16 protein-coding genes and 1 pseudogene are annotated in these 26,899 nt (G+C 36.7%); 2 read left to right on the top strand and 15 right to left on the bottom strand.

The window, feature by feature from the left end; genetic code table 11:
- The 6 genes from bufB to ACODSB_RS07810 form a co-directional block, all read right to left on the bottom strand.
- The gene (gene bufB / locus ACODSB_RS07835) at positions 1-915 is read right to left on the bottom strand and encodes an MNIO family bufferin maturase (RefSeq protein WP_488936628.1); all 915 of its coding nucleotides are present in this window, start codon (positions 913-915) and stop codon (positions 1-3) included.
- The gene (locus tag ACODSB_RS07830; protein ID WP_488936627.1) at positions 905-1,492 is read right to left on the bottom strand and encodes a hypothetical protein; all 588 of its coding nucleotides are present in this window, start codon (positions 1,490-1,492) and stop codon (positions 905-907) included. Before ACODSB_RS07830 ends, bufB begins: the two co-directional genes overlap by 11 nt.
- 16 nt (positions 1,493-1,508) lie before the next feature.
- Positions 1,509-3,023 carry a ferritin-like domain-containing protein gene (locus ACODSB_RS07825; RefSeq protein ID WP_488936626.1) on the bottom strand — a complete coding sequence of 505 codons (1,515 nt, stop codon included), beginning with the start codon at positions 3,021-3,023 and terminating at the stop codon, positions 1,509-1,511.
- A gap of 20 nt (positions 3,024-3,043) precedes the next feature.
- The gene (locus ACODSB_RS07820; protein WP_488936625.1) at positions 3,044-5,038 is read right to left on the bottom strand and encodes a flavin monoamine oxidase family protein; all 1,995 of its coding nucleotides are present in this window, start codon (positions 5,036-5,038) and stop codon (positions 3,044-3,046) included.
- 43 nt (positions 5,039-5,081) lie between these two features.
- Positions 5,082-6,800, bottom strand: a complete 1,719-nt coding sequence (locus ACODSB_RS07815) for an alpha-keto acid decarboxylase family protein (protein ID WP_488936624.1) — start codon at positions 6,798-6,800, stop codon at positions 5,082-5,084.
- Positions 6,801-6,884: 84 nt separating this feature from the next.
- Positions 6,885-8,255: a heme-binding protein gene (locus ACODSB_RS07810; RefSeq protein ID WP_488936623.1), complete on the bottom strand. Its 1,371-nt coding sequence runs from the start codon at positions 8,253-8,255 to the stop codon at positions 6,885-6,887.
- A 609-nt stretch (positions 8,256-8,864) separates the two neighbouring features.
- On the opposite strand from ACODSB_RS07810, the gene ACODSB_RS07805 reads away from it, so the two are divergent.
- Both ACODSB_RS07805 and ACODSB_RS07800 read left to right on the top strand, forming a co-directional pair.
- The gene (locus ACODSB_RS07805; RefSeq protein WP_488936622.1) at positions 8,865-9,224 is read left to right on the top strand and encodes a hypothetical protein; all 360 of its coding nucleotides are present in this window, start codon (positions 8,865-8,867) and stop codon (positions 9,222-9,224) included.
- Positions 9,225-9,548: 324 nt separating this feature from the next.
- Entirely contained in the window at positions 9,549-9,683 is a 135-nt protein-coding gene (locus ACODSB_RS07800; RefSeq protein WP_082356364.1) for a winged helix-turn-helix transcriptional regulator, read from the top strand.
- 24 nt (positions 9,684-9,707) lie between these two features.
- Here the strand turns inward: ACODSB_RS07800 and ACODSB_RS07795 are convergent, their stop codons facing one another.
- The 9 genes and pseudogenes from ACODSB_RS07795 to ACODSB_RS07755 all read right to left on the bottom strand — a co-directional run bounded on the left by ACODSB_RS07795 (position 9,708) and on the right by ACODSB_RS07755 (position 26,893).
- A complete protein-coding gene (locus tag ACODSB_RS07795; RefSeq protein WP_488936621.1) occupies positions 9,708-10,181 on the bottom strand; it encodes an energy transducer TonB in 474 nt (157 codons plus the stop codon).
- A 15-nt stretch (positions 10,182-10,196) separates the two neighbouring features.
- Positions 10,197-10,877 carry a 3-keto-disaccharide hydrolase gene (locus tag ACODSB_RS07790; protein ID WP_488936620.1) on the bottom strand — a complete coding sequence of 227 codons (681 nt, stop codon included), beginning with the start codon at positions 10,875-10,877 and terminating at the stop codon, positions 10,197-10,199.
- Positions 10,878-11,059: 182 nt separating this feature from the next.
- Positions 11,060-14,308 carry a TIM-barrel domain-containing protein gene (locus ACODSB_RS07785; protein WP_488936619.1) on the bottom strand — a complete coding sequence of 1,083 codons (3,249 nt, stop codon included), beginning with the start codon at positions 14,306-14,308 and terminating at the stop codon, positions 11,060-11,062.
- A 100-nt stretch (positions 14,309-14,408) separates the two neighbouring features.
- On the bottom strand, positions 14,409-16,532 hold the full coding sequence (locus ACODSB_RS07780; RefSeq protein WP_488936618.1) for an RICIN domain-containing protein: 2,124 nt from the start codon (positions 16,530-16,532) through the stop codon (positions 14,409-14,411).
- Positions 16,533-16,702: 170 nt separating this feature from the next.
- Positions 16,703-17,866: a SusE domain-containing protein gene (locus ACODSB_RS07775; RefSeq protein ID WP_488936617.1), complete on the bottom strand. Its 1,164-nt coding sequence runs from the start codon at positions 17,864-17,866 to the stop codon at positions 16,703-16,705.
- 16 nt (positions 17,867-17,882) lie between these two features.
- Entirely contained in the window at positions 17,883-19,775 is a 1,893-nt protein-coding gene (locus ACODSB_RS07770; RefSeq protein ID WP_488936616.1) for a RagB/SusD family nutrient uptake outer membrane protein, read from the bottom strand.
- Between the two features lie 17 nt (positions 19,776-19,792).
- Complete coding sequence (locus ACODSB_RS07765; protein WP_488936615.1) at positions 19,793-22,936, bottom strand: SusC/RagA family TonB-linked outer membrane protein; 3,144 nt, start codon at positions 22,934-22,936, stop codon at positions 19,793-19,795.
- A 567-nt stretch (positions 22,937-23,503) separates the two neighbouring features.
- Entirely contained in the window at positions 23,504-24,487 is a 984-nt protein-coding gene (locus tag ACODSB_RS07760; RefSeq protein WP_488936614.1) for a glycoside hydrolase family 43 protein, read from the bottom strand.
- A 51-nt stretch (positions 24,488-24,538) separates the two neighbouring features.
- A pseudogene (locus tag ACODSB_RS07755) lies at positions 24,539-26,893 on the bottom strand (GH92 family glycosyl hydrolase).
- Positions 26,894-26,899 lie beyond the last annotated feature (6 nt).

Here is a 26,899-nt window from a genome sequence, read left to right as displayed (position 1 = left end):
TTATAAAAATTTGTCTACAGCGAATAAATTCAATGGATTTGAAACTTGTTCTTTATCAATAGAAAAAACTTCTTTTTCAACTCCAACAAATGCTGCATCCATATATTGTTTTGATTTCAATAATTCAGAATGGTACACATCAAAAGCCGGAATGTTTCCATCCCACTCTAATAAAATTGATGCCTGATTGGCCAATTGATAAGCTTGCTGAAATAATTTCCAAACCTGATTATTTACTTCTCTATCGTGTGTATCAATAATATAATTACCGCAATTTTGATGACCTGCCAAATGCATTTGAACTATTTTATCATGTGGAATTCCGTTAATGTATTCTACAGGATCAAAATCATTATTAAAGGAAGAAACATATACATTGTTGACATCCAAGAGTAATCCACAGCCAGTTTCTTCGGTCATGATTCGTAAAAACTCCCATTCCGGAAGAGTTGAATTATTAAAAGCTGCGTAGGTACTTGGATTTTCCACAATCAGCGGTCTCTCTAAATAATCCTGAACTTGTCTGATTCGGCTGCAAACGTGTTTTAATGAATCTTCATTTAGCGGAAGCGGAAGCAAATCGTGCGAATTAGTTGTTAAAACTCCTGTCCAGCACAAATGATCACTAATCCAGGCTGGCTTGACTTCACTTGCGAGTTGTTTTAAACTCTTTAGATAATCAAAATTTAAAGGATCAGTACTTCCTATAGAAAGCGATACCCCGTGCATTACCACGGGATATTTTTCTGCTATTTGTTGTAAAATATATCTTGGACGTCCATGTGAATCCATGAAATTCTCAGAAATTACCTCAAACCAATCTACGGCAGGGTTCTTCTCCAGAATATGTTCAAAATGCTGGCTTCTGAGCCCTAATCCCAATCCTAAATTGGGTAATCCAAGTCTAGTGTCCATTATTTTTCGGTTGACAATTTGAAAGACTTTCCGGTAGTTTTTTAGCGCTTTCTTCTTCCATTTTTAAAACTCTTTCTGCTGCTGCAGCTTTTCTTTCAGTAGGATTATTAATGTAAGAACAAGATCTTGAACCGCTTTGTCCGCAAGAAGAATAATCTACGCCTGAAGTACCGCGAATGGAGTTTACATATTCGTCACTTGGTCCGTATTGCTGCGGAGCTTCACCAAAGGATTCTCCCTTTTTTATTCTTTTTTCTTCAAAGCGTATTCTTGCTAATTGCCAAACACTAAGTCCTTTATTTGGACCTTGTGCCATAAAACGGGAAGATAAAATAGGTACACCACAGCTGCCCTGATAACGACAATCATTTTCGCCGGGATGGCAGAGTTCTTCTGTTGTACCAAAAATCCCGCAGCCTCCCTGCCCTTTACAAGCGTTTAAGGTGTGGCAGGGATGACCAACTGCTGTTGAGCAATCGCCTTGACCTGCACAATCATTATTTCCTGAATATCCCGCATTTTTGCATGAATTAAGCCCCATGCATACATGAAGTTCTTTTGTTACTAATTCTGACATGTTGTATATTTTTATATTAATGATTGTGTTTATAAGGTGTACTTGGTACTTTAGGAATATCGGCTTCAATGCTGTAATCCAATCCTACGTCTGGTAAAGACGGGAAATAGTTTTCGCTTTTGATAGCCCAGCCCCAATTAACAGGATCGGCTTTCGCCAATTGATCAACCAGATTCATGATTTGTGCTTTTGGTCTTAAGAAACTTTGCTCAAATGAAAAAGGTTCAAATGTTAAAGCGCCTTTATAAGCCTGATTGCCTTTGGTATAAGTGTATTGGTTAATTTGATTACCAACACCGCTTAAAAGCCAAATCATTGATTTATGAATACCAAAAATGAATAAATCGTATTGTGTACTTTCATCTTTATGATAACAAGCTTCAATCATTAAAAGGATATAAGCAAAAACTGCATTACCTAATTGTGAACATAGCGCCAGCGCCTGATTGCCTGAAGCTATATAATCGGCTGTTTTAGGATTAGCATCAGTATCATATACAAAATAGCTGAAGAAATCATCTAATCCCTGAATGTTACGGAACTTTTGCTGATAATGCCCGCCAAGTGTGTAGGCTTCAAGAAATTTGGCAAAATGAGCAGGTTCTTTCCCGGAATCATCATAATCACCTTCCCAAAAAATTACTTTGCCATCAACAATATCCATTGGTACCGGCATTTTATTTTCGCCCCAAATTAAAGTATGCTGCTTGTATTTGCTTTTTCCTTCTCCCTGTTCAATGATGCGATGTATAGCTTCAATTGCCGAGTGAGCGTCGTGTACGCCAACAAGTCCTTCACTATCATCTGTATTGGCAAATTGAGGATTGTGATCTCTGTCATAATGTACCGTATTCATTGAATTTTGAGAATAATACGGTCTCGGACGATCCGGATTATCCGGAGGAAGCAATTGTGGTCTTTGCTCATAAGGTCCCGGAAAATCCTCTTTTATACATTTGATAATCATTTCATATAAAAGTCCAATCGTTTGATATTCAACAGTATCCAACAATTGTGCATTTGCATAAGGATCTTTAAACGGTTCAGGACTTTCAATTTGTAAAAATGTAGTCAATTGCTTCAATGACAATTTTGCTGCATCAATTTGAAATTCAGGAATATGTCCGTCTAATTGTGTTGGAAATGTCAATACTTTTCCAATTCCCATTAAATCAGGCGCTGTCTGACAAACTGCTTGTTTCACATTGCATGAAAGTGCCAGATGCAGCATTTCTTCAATAACAACGCTCATAATTAAGGCAGCCGATTTATTCGAATAAACTAATATATCGAGTTTCAGTTCTTGCGCCAGTTCGTCGATTTCGGCAGCAGTACGCACGCCGGATTTTGAAAGCTGCGCATGAAGTTTAGCATACAATTTATCCTGATCCTGTGCTCTGTTTATCGAATAATAGGTCGATAAATACGTTGGAATTGTAGCAAGCTCCAGTGCAATTGCCTGCTGCATTACATCTTTGATATTGTCTTTTGTTACCGAAGTAGAAAAGTTAAATAGTTTTTTAGTTTTCATTTGTTTTTGGTTAAAATAGATTACTCCGGACTGATAAATGGATAGTATTTTTCGTCAATAATAGGTTCGATTCCAAAGAAATCATTCAGCACAGATTCAGCAGTACAAAATGCACCTTCTACCCAAGCCTGATCGTTTGAATAGGTTTCTCCTACAATAAAAATTTCGCAGTCTGTGTTTGGAACTAATTGAGATGGCTTTCTAATTTTTCTTTGCACATCACCTAAATTATAATGCGATTTATAAGCATGATATCCTGCATTAAATGGAGGAAGTGACCAGTCCATATATTTTGTTTCTAAAGGCTCAGGCACATACGAATAATCAGCCTGCGGCCCAAAATGCAATGATGCCAACTGTGAACGAAGCATTTTTACCATTACCGGAGTGGCATCTCTTGGCCCTTCAAGCGGCTGTAAATCTCTTGATTCAGGAATTTCACGAGTTGCATCTGGTCCAAGTTCCAGAGGTTTCCAGAATGTTGAATATTGAATATCATCGTAACTGGCCAAAATACCGTATACTTTTTTTCCTTTTCCGTCTCTGGCATTATCACCAAAATAAACCACTTGTCGAATAGGCATATCTGTAATACTTGGCCCAATAGTATCTAATTCGGCTACAGTCGAAATTTGTTTCTCTTGTTTAAAAGTTAAACGTTCTTCGATTGCATTTTCTACAGCAGTTATAAAGCTTACCTTATCGTTAAACGAATTAACAATGATAGCCGGATTTTTAGCCGTTTCTATTTTTTTAAGATAGTTAGAAAGAAACCCCTCTTTTCTTAATTTCTCAATTCCTTCTTGTGTCAGGAAATAACTCGTTAGTTTAGCAGGATAAGTTGGGCTTCCGGCCTCAGTTGTTCTCCACCAAGGTGTATCGAAAAACATTCCTATTTTGTATGAAGGTTCCATTAATACAGACTCTAAATACAACTGTACTTTTTCATGATTTAATACATCGGTTGCTTCTTCATCACTGTATCTGCTTGCCTGCGCTACTAAGTCAATTGCTGCTCTAGGCATAGCAAGAAATGCTGCATCACATTTTTTTCTTTCTGCAAGTGCATCTGGATCTTTGCGTGTTGCAGTTGTAAAATTCACTCCAGATTTAGTGTGCACAATAGAACGCAGTCGAATGTTTGGATAATAATTTAAAGTGATTCCTTTTTGTTTTGCCAGTTTTTCAACTTCTTCAAATAAGGAATCAAATAAGCTCGAATATCCTTTTATTAAAGTTTTGTATTCTGTTCCCGGAAGAAACTCATCATTCACATTAAATGATTGTGCACTATTACTGTTTACTACGTTTGAACTATAACCATTTCCATCAGATAAATAGCCAAATCCTTCTTGGTCAAGCATGTCATAACCCAGGTTCCAATATCCAATTTCTTTTAGTAAATCTCCTTTTTGGTAGATTGAGCTATCAGGCATATCAATATTGATCCTTCCTTCTTCATAAAATTTGCACCATTCTCTTCGGGTAGTCGGCCCTGATGTTTGTGTGATTGCGACAGATTGTATCGTTGTAAAACCATCATCTGGCGGAGCATCCTGAGCGTAATTGTTTGCGAAATACGGAGCTGGCTGATTAGAATTGATATCTGAGATATACATGTTTTTTGAACGCAAAGACATCAATGGGTCTGCTGACTCATTAAACGGAACTGAATCTTTCTTTAAATCCAGTTCTTCAATGGTTTTAGTTACTAAACGATGTCCGGGTCCTTCAGGAGTTCCATCCCAATATAAATATCTCATACCTCCTAATTCAAGGTACGAATTGTCTTTGTCATCTTTATAATGCCATGTACAAACACGTGCACCTGGTTCTCTCGTTCCCGGATTTTTTTTAGAAAAATCATATTTTCCCCAGTCGTAAAGTTCTAATACATCGCCCTTAACGAGCATTTTTTCGTTTTTGGCGAGTTTAGATTTTCCATCAAGTAATCTCCACGCCGTATAGAGTCCGGCTGCACCTGCTCCAAAAATAGAGTATGTTTTTTTGCTCATGATAGTATGTTTTTAGATTTTTTAGTAGTTATAGATAGTGGTTTTATTCATTTCCAAGTCTTGCCATTTGCTGTGCCAGATCTTTTTGAGGAATTACAATTTCTACCAGAGTTGGAAGATTTGTTTTTTTCTTAAGATTTAGAAGTACATGATCTAACTCTGAAACAGTTTCAGCACGATAGCTGTTTGCTCCAAATGCTTTGGCAAGTGCCTGATAATCCCATTTTGGAAGAATATCAAATGCATCAAACTTATGATCCGGACCTGCTTTAAATGAGTCCATGTCAACATATACTTGTTCTATAGCATATACTCCATTGCTCATCACGAAGATTACGGAGTTGATGTTGTATTTTACAAGGGTAGAAAGTGATTGTGCAATCATCATAAAACCACCGTCACCGGCTACAGTCCAGGCTTGTTTACCGCTTCCTAACTGAGCTCCTGAAGCTGCACCGGTTTCAAAACCAATACACTGCCACGCAGCCGAAGAAATATAGGCGTTTTGAGATAATCCGTAAATATTGGTAGCCACGTACATTGATGAACTTACACCAAAAGTCATTACAATATCGTCCAGCATTTTTTCTTTTTTCAGAAAAGATGTAGCATGTTCAAAAAAGCGGTTAAACGTTATTACTTCCGGAGTTAAATCGTATTTAGGATCAGAGTTAGATCGCCATGGTTCCGGGAATCTTGGCTGAGCCGGGGCTATTGCTTTTAAAGGATATCCTGACGCTCTTTTAAATCGTTCTGTTAAGGCTTCGATAAAGTCTTTTAAAGTTACTCCTGAATAGGTAAAATAACCAACTCTCGTTTCCTGAGTAGTTACCTGAATCATATCCGAAAATTTATTTTCTACCAGCCATAAATAGTCATCGGTAATGATAGTTCCTAAAGATAAAATACAGTCTGAAGCTTCGACCACTTTTATAACTTCGGGTATTGAAGCCTGATCAGAATAAGTTCCTATAAATTTATCGCCTTTCTCATCCAGAACCGTTTTTCCAAGTGAAGTTGTTGTGTACAACATTCCGCTTGCTTTAATAAGTTCTTCTAATTGTTTGGTTAGTTTATGTCGCAAAAGCTCTACTCCGGCAAAAATCAAAGGATTTTTTGACTGACTAATTTGTGACCATGCCTGAGAAACAGCATTTTCTAGTGCTGCCGGTTCACTTTTTATTATTTCAGGTTCTAGTTTTTTACTGGAAGGTTTTGGGCAAGGTTCGCCCCACACCTCTTTATAACACGCTATATACACAGGACGTTGGTGTGTAAGTGCTGCGATAAGTAATTTATCAATTTTTTCAGGAGCACCTGCAGAAGTGCTTAGTGTTTCGGCAGCAACAGTTACTCTTTCATACACTTCCTGATCTGCGTTAAGATTACCTGTAGAGTGATGGTAAAGTACATTGTACATACTTCCTATTTGTCGGGCATCGGCTCCGGGTGTTGCACTAATTACAACAACTGGGCTGCGTTCTACATAAGCTCCTGCAATAGCATTTAATGCGCTAAAAGTACTTACTCCGTATTGTAAAGATACGGCGGCTAAACCTCTGGTGCGCGCGTAAGCATCTGCCGCGTAAGAAGCGTCTAGTTCGTTTGAAGTCCCAATGGTTTCAATTCCGTCAAAGTATTCCAGAGCCTGTGTAAAATGCTTTACATAATCTCCCGGAATTTGAAAAACCTCGGTAACATTTAATTGTTTGAGTCGGGTCAGCAGATAATCTGCGACCGTAAATTCTTTAGTAGGTTTCATTTTTTGGTTATTAGAATTAGGAGTATTTTTGTTTTCAATAAAAATCTCTTCAGCAATAAAACTGAAGAGATTTTTATTAGTCTTTTAAATTTTGATACGTACCTGCAGACTGCCAATATTATCAGCTAATCCTGCTCCGTATTCAGCGTTTAAATCATCGTTGATGCATAACTTCAATGGTCCGCTTTGATCTGCAGGAGTTGTAACGGGTCCATTTCCAATAAAAAATGGAGCATTATTTCCAACTTGTCCTATAAGGGCACCCATATTTACATTTTGAATAGGATATCCTGATTGTGTTACAATAATGCCCGGACATCCATTTGCGTCATACAGGTTACCATTATTCGTTTGCGGATCTGCTGTCCATAATCCAGATTCGTAACTTACTGTTATCGTATTACCTGGCTGTACGGCAATTCCGGTGTTTTGCCATGCCTGATTTGCATTAACCGGAACAAAGGTTTCTACCAGCTGTAAAGTATTAGCATCAATATGTAAAAACTGAGTTGGCATACCATTAATCAAAAATTGTAAAACAATATTTTGAATGTATTGTAACTGAGTTGTTCCGTTACTTAAATTTTCAACATACCAGGTAGTGGTCATGGAAAGCACTTTTCCAAAAGAAGTTTCAAAATTTATATTGCTTACTGCACCGCCTTCATTATTTGTACTTACCGTAATACTTGAGTAGCTCTCAACCGTAATTCCCTGACTGTTTAATGTTTTCAATTGCTGTGTCAAATAAGTTGACGGATCAATTATCGTGGGGTCTGTAAATGGTAATTTGGTTCTGTCTGCAGTTGGAAAAACCGGATTTCCTGTTCCCGAAGCAACTGGTCCTCCCGTCATTAAAACTGAAACACCATGAGGTACAGAAATTTGTTTGTTATACTGAGTTGCCGGATTTTGTACCGGAATTGGATTTGAATCCGGAACAAAACCAGGGCCATAAGGGCCTTCAACCTGATTTTGTATTACGTGATAAAGCCACGTTCCGTTCTCAGCATGAATTAAAGTATTTTGAATGGGCTGTGCTCCGTTTGGATCTGCATTGTTGGCAATGTAAACTCTTTGTTCATAAAATAGTACACTGCTTGCCTGTGTGTATTGCCCTTCCCTATTTGGTGCTCCGCCGGCTATAGACGAAAATGAGATTTCTTCGAAATAAGGAAAGTTTTTAGTGATATAACCACTTGGAGCATCTGTTTGCGGCAAAGGCATAACATTGTAACCTGTGGCATTTGCGCCCGTGGGACTGTTCCAGGTGCCAATAAAACTATTTATAAGCCCAAGATTATTAGTACCAATAACCGGCGGCTGATTTGTTGTTGATACAAGCGGAGTTGTAATGTCTGGAATTACCGCTGGTGCTGCTGTTGTCACTGCATCCACTGCTTGTTGAGCCTGATAAGGGCATTTTTGCTGTTGTAAACCGTTTAAATTTTCCATTTTGTTATGTATTTTGTTCCTTTTCAGGTTAGTTACGTCTCGTTTAGGAAAGTGATTCTAAGGCACATTAGCGCATGCATCTTATCTCATTTCTGTAATAAAATTAGTGTGAGGCCATAGTTCAAATTAAAAAAAAGGCATGAGTGCGGAATTTTTATCCATGAGAGGTCGAAATAAAAGCACAAGATCATTTCGCTGCATTCTTGAATATTTCGTTTTATTTAAACATGCTTTGTTTAAGAGACAAATCAACATTTTGACAAACGGATAATTAATAAGAAGTAAAATCAAAATGATGTAAAACAAAAAACCGCTATGACAGCGGTTTTTTGTATGAAAGTATATAAATGACTTTACCTTGTATTGCAGTAAAATTGGCTGTAACAATCTGAAAATCAAATAAAACTTATTCTTTTCAATCGTTATTGTAATATTTTATTTACCTTTAAGCTCTTCTACAAGCCGTCTATGTATTTCACTATTAGACAATTATCTACACTACCAAAAGATTACTGCAAATAAAATCCATACTCAGAAAGGAGTATTTATAGAATTAGAAAATCAATTTTATATAAATCAAACCATTATTAACCATTAATTTTAAGAACTATGAAAAAAAAGATTATTACTAGTACCATACTATTATTATCATTATGCATTAGTCCGGAATTTAATGCTGCGACACCCAAGCAACAACATGATAATAGCACAAACAAATTTTCTGCAAACATCTTTTTTCAATTGACACAAAATGGTCTTTTTGTTCCCGCAGTAACGTATACTATAAGGAATACCACAATAAGCGCCCGTGGGAAACTGTATCCGGTGCAAAACGCATGGCAGGTTTTAGCACAAGAGGGTGATGTTATAGCCTTTTATTTAGGGGGCTTGATAGGTATCAAATATTATACTGTTACCGCAGAAGATGAAGAATCAGGTAGCGTATCTCTTGATTTATTAAATTTATAGTTACCCTGTAATAATTAATATAAAAACTGCTAAACGAATGGTTTAGCAGTTTTTTTAAGATAAAAGAATTATTACTTTTTAATGACATTCAAAATATCCAAAATAGTTGATATGTTATCTACAGATTCATTCATCATTGAAATCTGTTCCTTTTTATTATAGTTTTTAATGTGATTTGCAAAAGCTTCTGCTTCAAAACTAAAACCGTTTCCAGAATCAACCTCGATCTTTTCTAACTCATAATTCCAGTCTAAACCTCTTTTGATTTCTACAAAGGCTGTGCTTGGTTTTGTAGTATTGTTATATCCGAGGTAATGATACCTTTTGCACCTATCACACGGACATTATCCTGTAGTACCTCCAAAAGTGGAATACAGCCTCACCGAAAACGGTAAAGGCATTATTCCTGTTATTATTGCTTTGAGAAATTTTGGCTGTTTTTTAAAACACCGCAGTTAATAGCCAATTTTGCTTATTAAAAATTTAGTACTGAACATAAAAGGGAAAATTGTACAAACATCTTACTCGTTTTCCTCCCTTTAATGCAGGCGTCCACTTAGGACATAATTTCATAACCCTTAGCATCTCTTTGCCTGATCCATAGCCAAAATCACGAAGAACTTCTATATTAGATACTGTTCCATCTTTTTCAATTACAATAGTTGTAAAAACTGGCCCCATCGCTTCTTCTTCAACTGCTTTTTTTGGCAAAACATAAGTCTTCTTTAAAAAAATATTAAACCTATCTATTCCTCCCGGATATTCAGGTAGAGAATCCACCGATGGCCGACTGTAAATTTCCTTGTCATTTTCATCAATACCATATTCTAATACAGCTTTTTTTGGAGCTTCTTTTTTAACTTTTAAAGGAGGATTAACAATTACAGGTTTACTGCTCTCTTTTTGACAGCTTGTAATTAAGATCAAACTAAAAAGTAAAAAAAAAGTTTTCTTCATTTTGTTTCTGTTAATTTATAATTGTTTTAGTTCAATGTTGCGGTACCATACATTGTTTCCGTGATCCTGCAGCGCTATTTTTCCTTTTTTGAATGTTCCAAATCCTGCCCAGTCGGCAAATTTACTTCCTGCTATTAATTTTTTAAAATTATCGTCCCAAAGTGTAGTTTCAACTACGACAACGCCGTTTAAAATAAGCGTTAGTTTTCCTTTATTGCTTATAACTTCAGCTTTATTCCATTCCCCAACTGGTTTTACCGGTTCAGATTTACTTTCAATTAAATCGTATAAATTTCCCGCGCGGTGTTTTGTGATTTTTCCGTCCGGATGTCCGTCGTTGTCCAGAACCTGCATTTCTAAACCTGTACTAAATGTGTTTGGATATTTTTGAGGATCTTCGTTGACATAAAAAATAATTCCGCTGTTTCCGTTTGGTGATATTTTCCATTCTAATTTTAAATGAAAATTTTCAAATTCAGCATTGGTTACTAAATCTCCTCCCTGTCCGTCTTTTGCGGCATCGGGATTAAAATGCAATAATCCGTCTTCTACATTCCATCCGGCCAGAGCCGAATCTTTACCATAAGTATGCCATCCTTTTGTAGTTTTTCCGTCAAAGAGAGGTTTAAAACCTTTTTGCGCCTGGATGATTTGTGTGAAAGATAAAATCAAAACTGCTGCTATAACTTTTTTCATGTGGTTTATTTTTGTTGATAAACTGAATTTTATTTCAGTCTTTTCAGTTAGTAAATTCTTAAATATTGGGTAAAGATTGCATTTTGGATTTCCAACCTTAGTAAAAATAGTAAAAAAGGATGAACATTTTGCTCATCCTTTTTTAATAGTATTATGTCTTTTTTACTTCTAAAAAATTCTCTTTAAATAGAAGGAAAAAGACTGGTTTTAGCGATTTTGTCTGATGAAAAGTCAACTGATAATCCTGCGCCATAACTTTCCTGAAAATATTCTAATCGAATTGGAACTAATCCTTTCTTTAAGATTATTTCCGATTTTTTTTCGTCAAAGCCATGTAATCCATCATTATCAATAAGCAATTGATCGTTGATATAGAATTTACTTCCATCATCAGATGAAACATAAAAAGTATATTTTCCGTCTTCCGGAACATTTATAAATCCATTATATACCAAGCCATAATTATTGTCATCATGATTAATTTTATTTAAATCAAAATCTGGGGCATAACCTTTATCAACCGGAGTAAGTTTACTGAAATCAGGTATTTTGCTCCACTTTCCTTTGTATAAATTATAATTTAAACCTGTTTTTTTATTGTAAAATATCTTCGAAATAACAGAACTCGCTGAGCCTTCGCCCGCAGGAACTGCAATTGCATTTACACGCGCCGGAACATTAACTTCAAATGTTTTTGTATAAAGCTGCGAATTACGTGTTGGAACAGAACCGTCTGTGGTGTAATAAATTTTATCAATTCCTTTTTGAATAAACTCCACTTTTGCTTTTGTGTCAGATTCTAACTCCGTATCGTTGCTTTTAAATTCTGGTCTTTCGGCAATTTTTCCATAGATTTTCAGTAATTCGTAATACGGTTTGTAGACTTTATTGGTTTCACTGATTGATTGAATAGTCAATAAAGCACTATTCCAGCGGGTGTTAAATCCATCAATTTCTTTTTTAATATCGGTAATATTATATTCGATATTTTGACCAAATTGAGAAAGTGACATTATTTCGAATGGACTGTATAATCCATCATTCCAATTGTTTAACAAACGAAATGTTTCGAAATTTTTCATGTATTTAATTTGCCCTTTTTTACGGGAAAGAAGCTGCTGATCGTAATCTGGAAATTGTACCTCAACAGAAACTTTTGTATTCGTCGAAGATTCTGGTACATAAATACGGGTTTCAAAATCATCTCCAACATAAGACCAGGTTCCTGTTTTTGCTTCTTCGCTGTACGGAATATTTTGTCCGTTTACTGATACCGCTGTTGGAGGAAACGAACATGGAAAACGCAGTTCGTAACCTCTTGAAGTCAGCATTCCGGGAAATGAACCTTCAACAGGCGCGATCACAATATTTGTTTTATTTCCGGTTTGCTCCGAAGTTATTGGCGTGTAGGTAAAAGCATTTTTCTTGAAGTTGTTGTTATTACCTTCGTCTTCATACAGTTTTAAATTTCCTTTTTTTCCGGGATAAAAAGCAAGAATTAAAGGATTTAATGGTTTTTCATCTGTTCTTTCGACTTTTGACTGCATCGGAATAATAGCGCCTTCTTTTACAAAAACCGGAATATCTCCTAAAGTAAAAGGCATCGAAACTTTTTTGCCGCCTTTTATAATGCTTCCTGTACTCAATTCGTACCATTTACCTTCTGGAAGCCATGTTTCATGCGTCAGGAAAACACTTCCTTTTTCGATAGGTTTTGTTATGGGATGTACAATCATATCACGCCCAAACATATATTCGTTTGGTGTAGCATAAGCGGTTTCTTCCTTTGGATAATCATAATACATTGGATGTACTGTAGAAACTCCTGTTTCGTATGTATTACGTGCTTCGTTGTATAAATATGGCACCAGAGAATATCTCATTTGATACGCTTCTCTCATAATAAGAAAATTATCAAGCGGATATGCCCAAATACGTCTTTCGTGCTGTGGTGCAGCGGTTGCATGGGTTCTGAATATCGGACTAAAAACACCCCATTGAATCCATCTTGTATACAGTTCTGCAGTTCCCGCGTCGCCTTGATGTCCGCCAATATCATGGCTCCAATAACCAAATCCAACGTTGGCAGCTGTAGCAGTAAAATAAGGCTGATAATTTAATGATTCCCAAGATACGTGCGTGTCGCCGGAGAATCCTATTTGATATCTGTGATTCCCTAAACCACCCCAACGGTGAAATATAAGCGGACGCACTTTGTTTTGGCGTTCCATGTCACTGTAATGTACATAATTTAAGTAGATAGTCGGGTTAACACCGGGAATATTGGTACTTCCCCATTGCTGCCAGTCTAACCACCAAAAATCAACACCTGCTTTTTCAATAGGATGTAATACCAAATTCATATAATTGGTAGCAAATTTTTTATCCGTAATATCAAAAGGCACGTATTTTTTTGTAGAAGGATCAATTCCCATTGCTTTTGCCATTTCGGGATATACTTCTTCAAAAGGCTGAATTCCAGATGCGGGATGCAGATTTAAACAGGTTTTAAGATGCTGTTCATTGGTCCATTTTAAGAATTTTTCAGGAGAAGGAAACAAGTTTTTATTCCATGTAAAACCAGTCCATCCCGAATCTTCTCCGGCCTGATCTCTTTGTCTTTGTCCGTTTTTGAAAAATTCAGGTAACGATTTTACGTGCCAGTCCATATCGATTACAAATACATCAAGCGGAACGTCATGCATTTTAAATTCACCAACAAGATCACGAAATTCAGTATCAGAATATTCTCTGTATCGTGACCACCATGCACCAAAGGCAAATCTTGGCGGCATGGCTATTTTTCCGGCAATATCAGTGAAGTCTTTTAAGGCCGCTTTATAATCAGAATCATAAGCAAAAAGGTATAAATCTTGTGGTTTATCTCCGGGACGCGCCATAACCCACGGCCACTCTGAATTATCAAAAAGCGGGCGTTCGCTGTCGTCTATTAAATACCATCCATCGCGAGAAATTATACCTTTTTCCAGTTCTTTAGCCGGCCCGTCAACTCCATCCAGCGTTCGGGTTGTTCCTAACAGATTTTTAGTGTTTGCTAAACCGGGTTTCCATGAAACAGGTTTACCGTTTACTATAAAATCTACACTTAAATTTTTGTCGTTAAAATTGCCTGAACCTGTTTTGTATTTAAGTTTTACGACATCGGTTACAATTTGTAGTACACCATTACTTTCTTTTTTGGTAAACGACGGCACGGGAAGATTTCGGTTTACAAAGGTCAGCGAAGCATTGTCTGTAAACTTTCCGTCTGAACTCCATTCCATACGAATTACTCGCGGAGAAAGTACTGTAAATCTGGCATTGCCTGAAACTACCATTGCTTTAGGATTCGCTTCGGGTTTGTATTCCTGAGCGGATAAAGCTGCGGAAGCAAGACAAATAATTGTAACTAAAAATTGTTTTGTTTTCATATTTTATTTTAAAATTAATCTTAAATAAATACTTCAAATCATTTCGTTAAAATAATGATTTTAATGATCTTATTTGAAGTATTTACTTTTCATTCTCCGTTTATTTTTTAATAAATCGTTTTGTAACTTTTGTTCCGTCTTTTTCAAAAACAGCAAAATAAATTCCTGTTGCTAAGCCCGAAACATCAATACTGTTTTCTTTTACTATTTGCTGCAAAACCAGACTTCCGGTTTCTGAAAAAACCTGAACTTTTATTCCTGCCATTTCACCCGTAAAAAAGAGCGTGTTTTTTACCGGATTTGGATATACATTTAAAGTTTCCTCAGCATTTGGTGTAGGCTTCGAAATTTTGGCAGTTCCTAAAGTTGGCGTGAATTTTAGTAATTGCAGTTTCCAGCGTTGTGCATCGTTGTTGTTATCGGTCCACTGATGTACGTTTGTTCCCGGTTCTGCAAGGTTATTTACCACGTCCAGACACAAATTCGTATTTTTATGGGTGAGTTTAAAATAACCGTCACTCATTAATTCTATTTTCCAACGCTGTGCATCGGTTCCCAAATCTGACCATTGCTGTACATTGGCTCCGGGCTGACTGCTGTTGTTATCTACATCTAAAACCTGATTTGTACCTCGATGCGTTAATTTATAAAAACCATCTGATTCTTTTGTAATTACCCAACGCTGTGCATCGGTTTCATTACTGGTGTATTGCTGCACATTTGCTCCTTGTTGTGTACTGCCATCACTTACATCGAGGCTTTGGTTCGTTCCTTTATGAATCAGCCTGTAAACTCCGCCGGAAACAATTGGCACTTCAATTAAATCTAATTTCCATCTTTGGGCATCATTATTCGCGTTCAGGTTATCTGTCCATTGCTGTACATTCGCACCGGACTGACTGCTGTTGTTATCGACATCCAGACATTGATTGGTTCCTTTGTGGGTTAACTTTGCATAACCATCAGACATTATTTCAATTTTCCAGCGCTGTGCATTATTGTTGCTGTCCAGCCATTGCTGTACGTTTGCGCCTTGTAAATTGCTGTTATTAGCAACATCCAGACACTGATTTGTTCCTTTGTGGGTTAATTTATAAAATCCGTCTGCTTCGAGTGTTATCACCCAGCGTTGTGCATCATTACCATTGTCTGTACTTTGCTGCACGTTTGCTCCCGACTGACTGCTGTTATTAACAACATCCAGACATTGATTAGTCCCTTTGTGGGTTAATTTATAAATTCCTCCCGAAACGATACTTTGTGTTGGACAGGATTGATCCGGTATTCTTGGTGCCACACCATAATTGGTCATGTTTACGGGTTCAATCAAATCATTAGAATTGAAATACATTCTGTCAATCGCAATTTTTCGATCTCCCGATGTGCCATTTTCGTAACGATGGTAAACCATGTAGTATTCATCACAGTTTCCTATTTTGATCACACCATGATGACCCGGACCTTTGTCTTCTACATTAGAACTTAATACTTTTCCTCTATAAGTCCAGGGTCCCATTGGTGTATTTGAAGTAGAATACTGCACATTGTAAGTATCATTAAACCAGGATCCATTGGAATACATCATATAATAAATTCCTTTTCGTTTTACCATATAAGGACCTTCGGTATAATTTTGAGGTGTTATATCGGTTGGTCCTGTGGCTAATGAAACCATATCTGGATTTAATTTACGAACAACCATTCGACTTTTGCCTGATCCTCCGTAATAAATATAAGCCTGCCCGTCATCATCAACAAAAACATTGGCATCGATAATATCATCGGTGTATGGATCTGTGGCAATAAGCGGTGCGCCAATATCTGTAAAAGGGCCTATCGGAGTATTTCCTACTGCAAGACCTATTTTGGTTTCGGCAGTATAATAGAAATAATATTTGTTATTGCGAAAAACTACTGCCGGAGCCCAGCCGTTGTATTGCGCCCACGGACTATCCGGAAAGAGATCGAAAATAAGTCCTTCGTCATGCCAGTTGGTCAAATCAGTTGAGGAATAGGCGTGAAATTGTGTGCCGTAAATGGCTGTGGTATAGATGTAATATTTATTGTTGAAGTAATGAATTTCGGGATCGGCTCCTGTAAACAAGGGATTGCCGCTTGTTTGTGCCTGAACGATATTGGCTAAACTTATAAACATTAAAAATAATGTAAAACGCAGTCTTACGGAATCCATAAGACAGAAACTATTTATTTTAAATTGTATCATAACTTGTTTTTTTATAAGAATTACTACTAACTTTTTCGTTTTCCGTTTAACGGAAATCTATAAAGCATGCCTTATTTAGTTCTTGAAAAAAGTTAAAAAAAGAATTCAAAACTCTCCAGTCCAACCGGGACTGAAAAGTTTTGTCTTCTTCCACTTAACTACTTAATTTATTACAGTTTTTTCAATAGAATAGTCATTTTTGCCGGATTTATAGTAAGCTCATATTGTCCTGCGCTTTCAATAATCCATTTATTATCCGGTGATCCGTTTGGCATTAACATTACAGTTGGATTATCCGATGCTTCTCCTTTTATCACCGTTCCATTTGCTGGAGGCATCAAAAATCTGCCGCCCCAGTTTCCTAAATCTAAAGCAAGTTTAAATTCTCCGGCATCAAATTGTCCTTTATACGTAAATACTTCAGGGTTTTTAGGATCCCAATTCATTGGTTTTGCTTTTCCAATATCCCAGCCTATACCGGTTATGGCGTTTCCAACCATATAAACATTTTCATAAGGTACATATCCAAAAGCATAAGTTCCCTGATCAATATCCAGATAGAAAGAATGACGACCTGCCTGAGTTACTTTAAAGACATTATCATTGTTTCTTGGTTCGGTTTCGTTATACACAATTTTGTTTCCGGCAATAGGATCATAAGATGGTAATTCGCTGCCCGGTTTTTCAATAACTTTGAATGAACCTACTGAGAAATCTCCGATGAAATTGTAAATAGTTCTTTCTGTTTTTTCCGGTAAAATTTTACCTGCACTGTAATCCCAGCCGCCGCTTATGGCATCTCCAACCGTAAACAATGGTAATGGCCCCGGGCTGTAACTGGTTACGGCAAAACTTGAAGTAGATACTTCCGGAAGCTGATATTGTGCTGAATTATCTACTCTTGCAATAATCTGCACTTCAAGATTGGTAACAACACCTCCGGGACGTTTAAAGTTTTTGAGCAATAAACCATTTAACTGCCCTACGGTATAAGACTTGGTAAAAACGCCTGCCGGAATTTCTTCGGTAATTGTTGTACTTGTTCCGGGTGCTGCGCCTTCTCCAAAATTATTGCCAGCGATATCCATTCTGAAAAAATATGTCAGGCTGGTTCCGGCTCCTCTGTCATTTCCTTGTGTCCAGGTAAATGTTATAGCATTTGCCGCTTCATTCTCTTTAGTTAATACAATTTCTTTGCTCGAAAGTGTCATAGTCAAAGGATTGGCAAAATTAGGCTGCTTAAGCCAATCCTGATTTTCAAGTCCGCTGTCTTCACAGGAGACAAAAACCAAACTCATTATTATAAATGAGATAATATTTTTTATATTTTTCATTTGTTTTGATTTTTAGTTATTTGTCCCAGAAAGGTGCCTGGATTAAATTAGGGTTCTTTTCGATTTCTGCTAAATATATTGGGAGCCAATAGAAAGATTTTCTGTATACTCTTGTTTGATACGCCGTTCTTTTATAGAATTCATCAGCATTTTTACCGTTAAAGTTCATTCCGTAGAATTGCCCGTTCAAAACTGTTTCTGCCAGTTTCCATCTTCTTAAATCATCATAGCGAATTCCTTCAGTACAAAGCTCAACTCTGCGTTCCATTCTGATGATTTTTCTAGTACTTTCCTGATCGCTGTTTACATGAATATTATCAACGTCAGTTCCGCCAGTTGTATAGGTTCTTACTCCGGCTCTTGTTCTAATTTTATTTAAGTAAAGCAGGATTTCCGGATTTCCGGGATCAGATTCGTTAAGTGCTTCAGCATAATTTAAATAAGCTTCTCCTAAGCGATATAAAATTCCGTGACGAGGGGCAAAATAACCAATAGTAGGATTTCTTGTTGGGTCTGTTCTTTTTCTTGCTAAATATCCATTTTGTGGGGCATCATGAGTATTGTTATTGTCTTTTTTACCGTTAAAAAATTCCAGTTTTCTTCCTTTATCTTTTCCGGCATTATCACCATCTGTATACCATGCACCATCAAAATTTACAGCCAGATAAAATCTTGGTTCACGATTGCAATACATATTGTAAGTCCCTGCAAGTGTTACAAGTCCCGGACTTTTCACTTCATTAAATTTGGTTATTCCATTTGGCCAGTATCCGTCCTGAGAAGAGAAACCATTTTCAACATATCCTGAATTAGAATCGGTTATAGGTAAACCATTTGCTGTAAAGAAAGCATCAACCAAAGACTGAGTTACGCCATAACCTCCGGCTCCACCTGCTCCGCCCGGTGCGGTATGTCTGTCATATTCTTTAGATTCTACATTTACACGGGCAAAAAGTACTTCTCCATTTCCTTTACTTGCTTCTACAAGGTGCAAGTTTTGACAAGATAAAAACGGATCAATTTTTCCTGCAGCGTTTGTTTCTGTATATAACTTATGTCCAGCAGCTTCTGCACTCAGAATTAAATCTTTACTGGCATCTGCGGCAATTTTCCATTTGTTGGCATCATAAGTAGAGTTGAATAATGCTTTTCCATCTTTAGTAACATGGTTTGCATATTCTGAATTTCCATTAACAAGCGGACTTGCAGCAAAAAGCAGCATTCTGGCTCTTACGGCTTTACACATAATTGATGTAGCACGTCCAAATTTTCTTCCGTCTGAATAATTTGCGGGCAAAATTGTTTCAACCTCTTTCAGTTCTTTATTAATCCACGCTACAATGTCATCATACGGAGTTTGTCCAACTTGTAAATCTGAAAGGTTATAATTTACAGGTGTAATTTCATCCGGGCTAAAAGGAATTGGACCGTAGGTATTGATCAATAAAGAGTAATAATAGGCTTTTAAAAAACGACATTCTGCAATCATTAAACGAACTTCATCTTCATTTAAATTTTGTTCCGGTAATGGTTTTATGTTTTGTATTAGGAGATTACATTCTCTTATTCGCTGCGGAAGATTGTTCCAATATCCAGGGCTCCATTGTGAACCTACTGACCAGTCTCCTAAAATAAACGGGATAACCTGCCAGTCGTACTGACGCCATCTTTCTGACGGTGTCATATCATCGCCTAAAATTTCCCATCCCAAACTGCGTGCATATCCCCAGGTAGGGTCCGGAATTCTGGAATAACAGCCTGCAAGCCAATTTTCTGTTTTTGTTTTACTCTCAAAAACACCATCCAAAGTAAGTTCGGTATCGCTTTCTTTGTCCAGATAATCAGAACAAGATGACGATAATAATAATCCTAGAAAAAGGAAAATCGATCTAATGTATATATTTTTCATTTTAATTTCTTTTTAAATTATAGTCCGATTGATAATCCAAAAAGGACTGATTTTGTTGATGGATATTTTAAACCATTTCCTGTATCCAATTCCGGATCCCATAGTTTAAAATTAGAAGCGTACCATAAATTATTTCCGCTGATGTAAATTCTTAATCCTTGCAGATAGAATCTTTCAATTAGTTTTTTATCTAATGTATATCCAACTTCCATCGTTTTTAGACGGCCAAAACTCATGTCTTTTTTCCACCATGTTGAGGCAACTGAATTGTTTACGTTAGGGCCATAACTTAATCTTGGCCAAAACACATCCTGACTTGGATTTTCTTCTGTCCAGCGATCGTTGTAATTAGAATAAATATTTCCTAAAGTCCCTGTTCCGCTTCCCGGAATAAAATTTGCTCCGCCAATGATGCGCTCCGATTTGGCTACACCCTGAAAGAAAAAGCTAAAATCGAATTGTTTGTATTTTAAATTGTTTCCAAAACCATACACAATTTGAGGATCTGTTGTTCCGCCAATAAAACCTTCGTCTAAACCGCTGATGATTCCGTCGCCGTTTCTGTCTTCATATTTAATATCTCCCGGACGCAATGCTGTACCAAATGTTGGTATTGGCAGTCCCGGCGCTAAAACTCCCGGTGATGTAAAATCTTCATTGGTATATAATCCGGTTGCAGTATAACCGTATAAAGTATTGTTTTGAATGCCTGTTCCAGAACGGTAAGTTCCTTTTACGGCTTCGGCTTCATCTCTTTCTGTTACTTTGTTTTCAACAAAAGTGAAGTTCGCGCGCCAGCTCATAAAGAAATCCGGAGTTACCTGTTTATTGATATTAAGTCCAACCTCAATTCCTTTATTTTCCATTTTTCCGAAATTGGCCCAAGGCGCATTGATAAATCCTGCCTGAGTGGGAACTGTATTTCTTTCTACAAAAATGTCTTTCCTTTTTTCCTGAAATATATCTACGGTTAAGTCCATCATATTCAGTATTCCTAACTCGATACCGATATCAGCTTTAGCTACTTTTTCCCAAGTCAAATCGTTTACTCCAATCTGACCTTCTTCAATTCCTTCAAATTTTACTCCTTGTCCTGTACCAAACCAATAATCAGAATTGTTATTATCGCTGATTGTGGTTAAGTAAGCGAACCTTCTGTTGGCTCCAATATTATCATTACCAACTAATCCGTAAGAACCACGAAGTTTGATTTTATTAAAAATATCTTTCACAGGTTCCATAAATTTTTCTTCAGATGCAATCCATCCCAAAGCTACAGAAGGGAAAAATCCGTATCGGTTTCCTTTTGCAAAATTTTCAGATCCATTGTATCCAAAGTTAAATTCCCCAATATATTTTCTATCAAAAGTATACGAAGTTCTTCCTGCTAATCCCTGATGTTTAAAAGCTTGTGGCGCTGTTCCATCATTATAACTATCCTGATTGTATAATAAAAGTCCGCTTAAATCATGTTTTCCAAAAGTGCGGTTGTATGTTGTATTCGCTTCCAGGTAAACACGTCTGTTACCAAACTCAGCCGATCTTTCATATCCAAGATATTCCTGTCCATAGGCTTGAACTGTTCCGTGAATTAAACTTCCGTCAAGATCTCTTTGAGTTGCTACATTATAATAATCCGGTGATTTACCGCGTGTAATTCTGTTTTCTGAATAAGAGTCAAACGAATAAGTAAATTTTGCTTTTAATCCCGGTGTAATAATATCTTTGAAATCCTGCTCTAACGATACTAAACTTTCGATCTTACTTCCGCCTTGTCTGTAATATCCTTGCTGCGTGCTCATCGCCCACGGATTTTCACGGGCAAAAACTCTCGGAATAGTTCCGTCTGAGTAAATAGCAGGATGAACAAACGGAGTTGTTTCAAAAGCAGTGTTAAATAAAGCATCTGTACTGCTGTTTCCTTTTTGAAGGTTTTGCAGAAATCCTCCAATATTTACTCTTAATAAAGTTGTTTTAGATACGTTAACGTCGACATTGGTACGTACGTTTGCTCTGTTTAAATTTGTTTCAGAATCGTAGGTTTGTTTTGGATCTGCGGCAAGGATTCCCTTTTCGCTGTAATAAGAGGCAGTTAAGGCATATCTTAAAATTTCTGATCCTCCGGCAACGTTTAAATTGGATCTTGATGTAAAAGCATAATCTTTAGTTATGGCATCAACCCAATTTACATCTGGATATAAATCCGGATCGTATTTACTTTCTGTTTTTGAAATACGGTCTTCAGAAAACAAAACCGGTTTACCCTGCTCTACTGCCAGTTCATTTAAAAGTCTCATATAAGGACCTGCTTTAATGAACTCCGGTAATTTTGTAGGTTCCTGAATCGAATATTCTGTTCTTACCTGAATTCTTGGCGCACCGACAAAACCTCTTTTAGTATTAATCAAAATAACTCCGTTTGCTCCTCTCACTCCGTATACAGCACTTGCGGCCGCATCTTTTAAAACAGACAAAGATTCTATTTCTGAAGGATCAAGATCGTTAAGGTTTCGTTCGATTCCATCTACCAATACAAGCGGATTAGTTCCTCCTTTAAATGTAGAAATTCCACGAATCTTAATATCGGATTGATCATAGCCCGGTTCACCAGAACGCTGTACGGCCATAATTCCCGTAATCTGACCTGCAAGGTTGTTTCCTAATGTACGTGCTGTTCCGACTTGTAATAACGAAGGCTTTATAGTTCCAATCGCTCCTACAACCGAGGCTTTTTTCTGTGTACCGTAACCTACAACTACCACGGCCTGAAGGTCGCTGGTTTCGTCTACCATGGTTACGGTTATTGTTTTGGCATTATTTAAAGGTCTTTCAACCTCTTTCATTCCAATAAATCTAAATACAAGTATCGCTTGCGGAGATGATACTGTAATGGTAAAAGTTCCGTCAAAATCTGCCGTGACTGCATTCTTAGTACCTTTTTCAATCACGGTAGCACTGGGTAATGCTAATCCTTTTGAATCAATTACTTTTCCGGTAATTTTTACGGGGTTTTGAGAATTACCATTTTGTGCATAACTGGTCTCTGCAAAGAGCGCCAGGAACAATAAAAAAATCAATCCGGCACTCCTAAACTTTATTTTACCCGGGGTAAATAAGCTTAAAAGATTGGATGACATTTTCCAAGTCGTTTTAATTTCCATTTGGTTAATTTTTTTGGTTGGTTAAAAGTTAGTTTTATCGAATTAAAAATTCATTCCAAAGATTTTTTTGAAGTACCCTTTAAAAAAATAAGATTAATCTTGTAAATACAAATAATAGATTATACCCTCTTATTTTTTAATAGATGATAAAATATCACATACTTTTTTATTGATACTTCAATTTATCTCTTAAAAATTTCATTTTAATTTTTGACCAAATTAGCGCATTGGTAACATTATTTTAATCCCATTTCGTGTCATAATTGTGTTCAAATGATTCACGAGGCCTTGAAAACAGTGAAATTTAGAAATGTGAGACGAAATGGATTGTTAATTATAAAATGTAAATTGTGAATTGGTAATTTTGGGTTTGTGAGTTATAAATTATAAGTAGGTAATTACAGCTAAAAACTATAATTTGTGAATGTGATATTTGAGACGCAGAATGATTTCAGAATAAGTATTATTAAGGAATAAAGACTAACACAAATCATAACTCAAAACTTTCAAAGCAAAAAAATAACGCATCACTGCGTTATTTTTACGTTCTACAGCTATCACTAAAAATTATTTAATCACATTAGCTTTTACGCCTTCGTTGGTGATAACAACGGGTTTAATAAAACCATTTTCATCAAAATGCATTTCTTCAATGCAGGTTTCTCTGGAGTTTCCATCGGTTTCTGTGAGTGGTCTTCGGTGGTAAACTATAAAATACTGGTCAGAATCTGGTTTTTTAATAATGGAATTATGACCGGCACCATTGGCAATTTTAAAATCTTGTTCCAAAATTTTTCCAATTCTTTTAAACGGTCCCATTGGCGAATCGGCGATGGCGTAGGCTACGCAGTAATCAGGTCCTGTCCAGCCACCTTCTGACCACATAAAGTAATATTTGTTATTTCTGATAAACATAAACGGCCCTTCAACATAATTCTCTGGCGTAATTTCTTTAAAAACCGTTTTATCTTCAAAAGGAATAAAACCGGTAAAATCAGGTTTTAGTTTGGCAATATTACAATGTCTCCATCCGCCATAAATTAAATAATGCTGTCCGTCTTTATCCCTAAATACAAACTGATCAATTGGTTGCGCACCATTATAAAATTTATCTACGAGCGGTTTTCCTAAATAATCTTTAAAAGGACCTTCTGGTTTTGAGGCAACGGCAACACCAATTCCGCCAATTTCTTTGTCGCTCTGAATATCATTTGCTCCAAAAAACAAAAAATATTTATTTTTATTTTTTATGATGGATGGCGCCCACATTGCTTTTTTTACCCATTTTACTGCCGAAGTATCTATAATTCTGGGATGTTTTTTCCAATTGGTTAAATCTTTTGATGAAAAAGCATCCATAAAAACCTGATCTTCATAACGGGCAGAAAATGTGGGATAAACCCAATAGGTTTTATCAAAAATAATTCCCTCCGGATCTGCATACCAGCCTTTAAATATAGGATTATTGTTTTTTTTCTGATTTGAAACTGTTTCTTGTGCGATTGTTTTTGTGCACGAAATAAGCAGCAGAAAATATAATACTTGTTTCATAACATTTGGTTTGGTTTAAGGTTAGTTACAGCAATTTACGAAGTTTAACAATTAATTAGACCACGTATCTGCCGGATTTGCATCTACTTTCATATTTAAAGTTCCTCCTTTTTTAATGGATTCTAAGTCAATTGAAAGCTGCTTTAAGTCAATATTATTTAGTTTTACTTCTTGTAAATAAATATTCGTTTTAGAATTATTTTTTACCTCAATAACAAAATTAGTATTGCGCGTTTTTCCTAATTTCTTAATGGTGATTTTATCAAACAAAGGACTTCCAATTTGAAATGACGGGTTAATATCAGTTAATCCTTTCACATCAAATAATCCAATCGATGACATAACGTACCACGCTCCCAATTGTCCCTGATCTTCATCCTGACCGTAACCGTAACCATGAATTCCTTCGGTTCCGTAAAATTCATCGCAGATGGCGTGAACCCATTTTTGTGTGAGATAAGGTTTTCCGGAGAAATTAAAAAGCCACGAGATATGCAGATTAGGCTGATTTCCATGGTTGTAAAAACCAGATAATCCAGCAAATGCATCGATAGTCGTTCCGCCGCCAAAAACATTTTTTTGAGATTTTGTAAAAATAGTATTCAAACGTTCGTTGAAAGTATCTTTTCCTAAAACAGAAACCAATTCCGGAACATTATGCGGAACATAAAAAGTATACTGCCACGCATTTCCTTCCTGAAAACCTCTCCACGGCTGCGACGGATCAAAATCTTTTATAAATTCTCCGTTTGCATATTTAGGCCTGATAAATGTTGTTTCCTTATCGTAAATTAGTTTCCAGCCGTCAGCTAATTTTATAAGTTTTTCATAGTCCTGCGTTTTGCCCAAAGCTTTAGCAAATTGCGCCACGGCATAAGCACTATAAGAATATTCTAAAGTATGCGAAGCCGAAAATCCTGAACCTTGCGTATTCGTTTAATAATCCATATTATCCAAATACGGCGAATAACCAAGTTCTACAAACTGTTTCACATCCATTTTTCCTGCGCCTTCAATTCTGCCTTTCCATTCTAATTCATTTTTTAGAGCGGCTTCATAACCTTTTTCAACATCAAAATTTCGAATGCCTGAATTATAAGCCGAGGCTATTGCAAGTCCTGTAAAGTTTGTGCCTACTCCAGATACATATTTACTATTCGCGATTCCGTCACCAAGCCAGCCCGCATCTTTGTATACCAGAATTTGCCCCTGAACCCAGTCTGCATAATATTCAGGATATGCAAGTGCCCATAATTGCGTTAAATTCCAGAATCCTCCCCAAATAGCATCGGTATTATAATAATTGTGCTGCGGTTTTCCTTTTGCATCCAAAGGAATCTGACCTATTTTGCCATTGTTCATTGGATACGCGCCGTTGACATCGCTGCCCAGTCCGCGTCCTAATAAAGCGTGGTATAATCCTGTGTAGAATTTAATTTTATCATTTTCATTTTTACCTTCTACGGCTATCCTTCCTAAATAATCATTCCAAGTTGCAAGACTTTGTTTTTTCGCTGCTGCGAAATTTAAACTCTTGGCTTCCGTTTCAAGATTAAGTCTGGCATTAGCTACAGATGTATACGACAAACCTATTTTTACGGTAATCATTTCATTTTCTTTGGTATCAAAAGTGAGGTAAACTCCTGCACCTTCTCCGGCAATTTCTTTTATATTGGACTGAATTCCCTGTTTATTGAATGTGCCAAAAGCAGTTGGTTTTTTATCTAAAACTGCCGAGAAATACATTGATACCTCGGCTCCAGCCTGATATTTTTTCACATATTCTGGTATGGTAATTACATACCCTTCAATTCTTCCGTTTTCAGTAATCGTAACTTTTGATTCTTTAACAGCACCGCTTTCGCCTTGTCTGTTTCCAATATCAAAAATTATATTCGATTGTGAAGATTTTGGAAAGGTATATCGCTGAAAACCTACACGTTTTGTTGCTGTCAATTCGGCTTTAATTTTATAATCTTTCAACAAAACTGAATAATATCCTGATGTTGCATATTCATCTTTTCGGTCAAATCTCGATCTGTAACCTTCATCAGGGTTTTCAAGGCTTCCCGGTATTGTCTGAAGTTTACCAACAGACGGTGCGAGCACAATACCGCCAACCTGAAATTCGTGCAGACAAGCAAAACCTTCGATAGAAGTATCTCTGTCATCATAACCTGTAGCTTCCCAACCTTGTACATTTCCAAGATGCCCATTTGTAGAAGGTCCCAGTTTTGCAAGTCCAAACGGCATTGCGCCCGGCGTATAAAAAAAACAACGGCTGTGTGCAGTTCCTATATTCGGATTTACATAATCTGACCACTTTTTTGCCGACTGCCCAAAAGTTGTATTACTGACGAAAGAAAGTACAGTTATAATGCAGAGCTTTACCAGAATGTTTTTCATAATCTA

The organism is Flavobacterium sp. FG68 (genome assembly GCF_057808895.1).
Note: the sequence above shows the minus strand (reverse complement) of the source record. Positions and strands in the feature narration are given on the sequence as shown.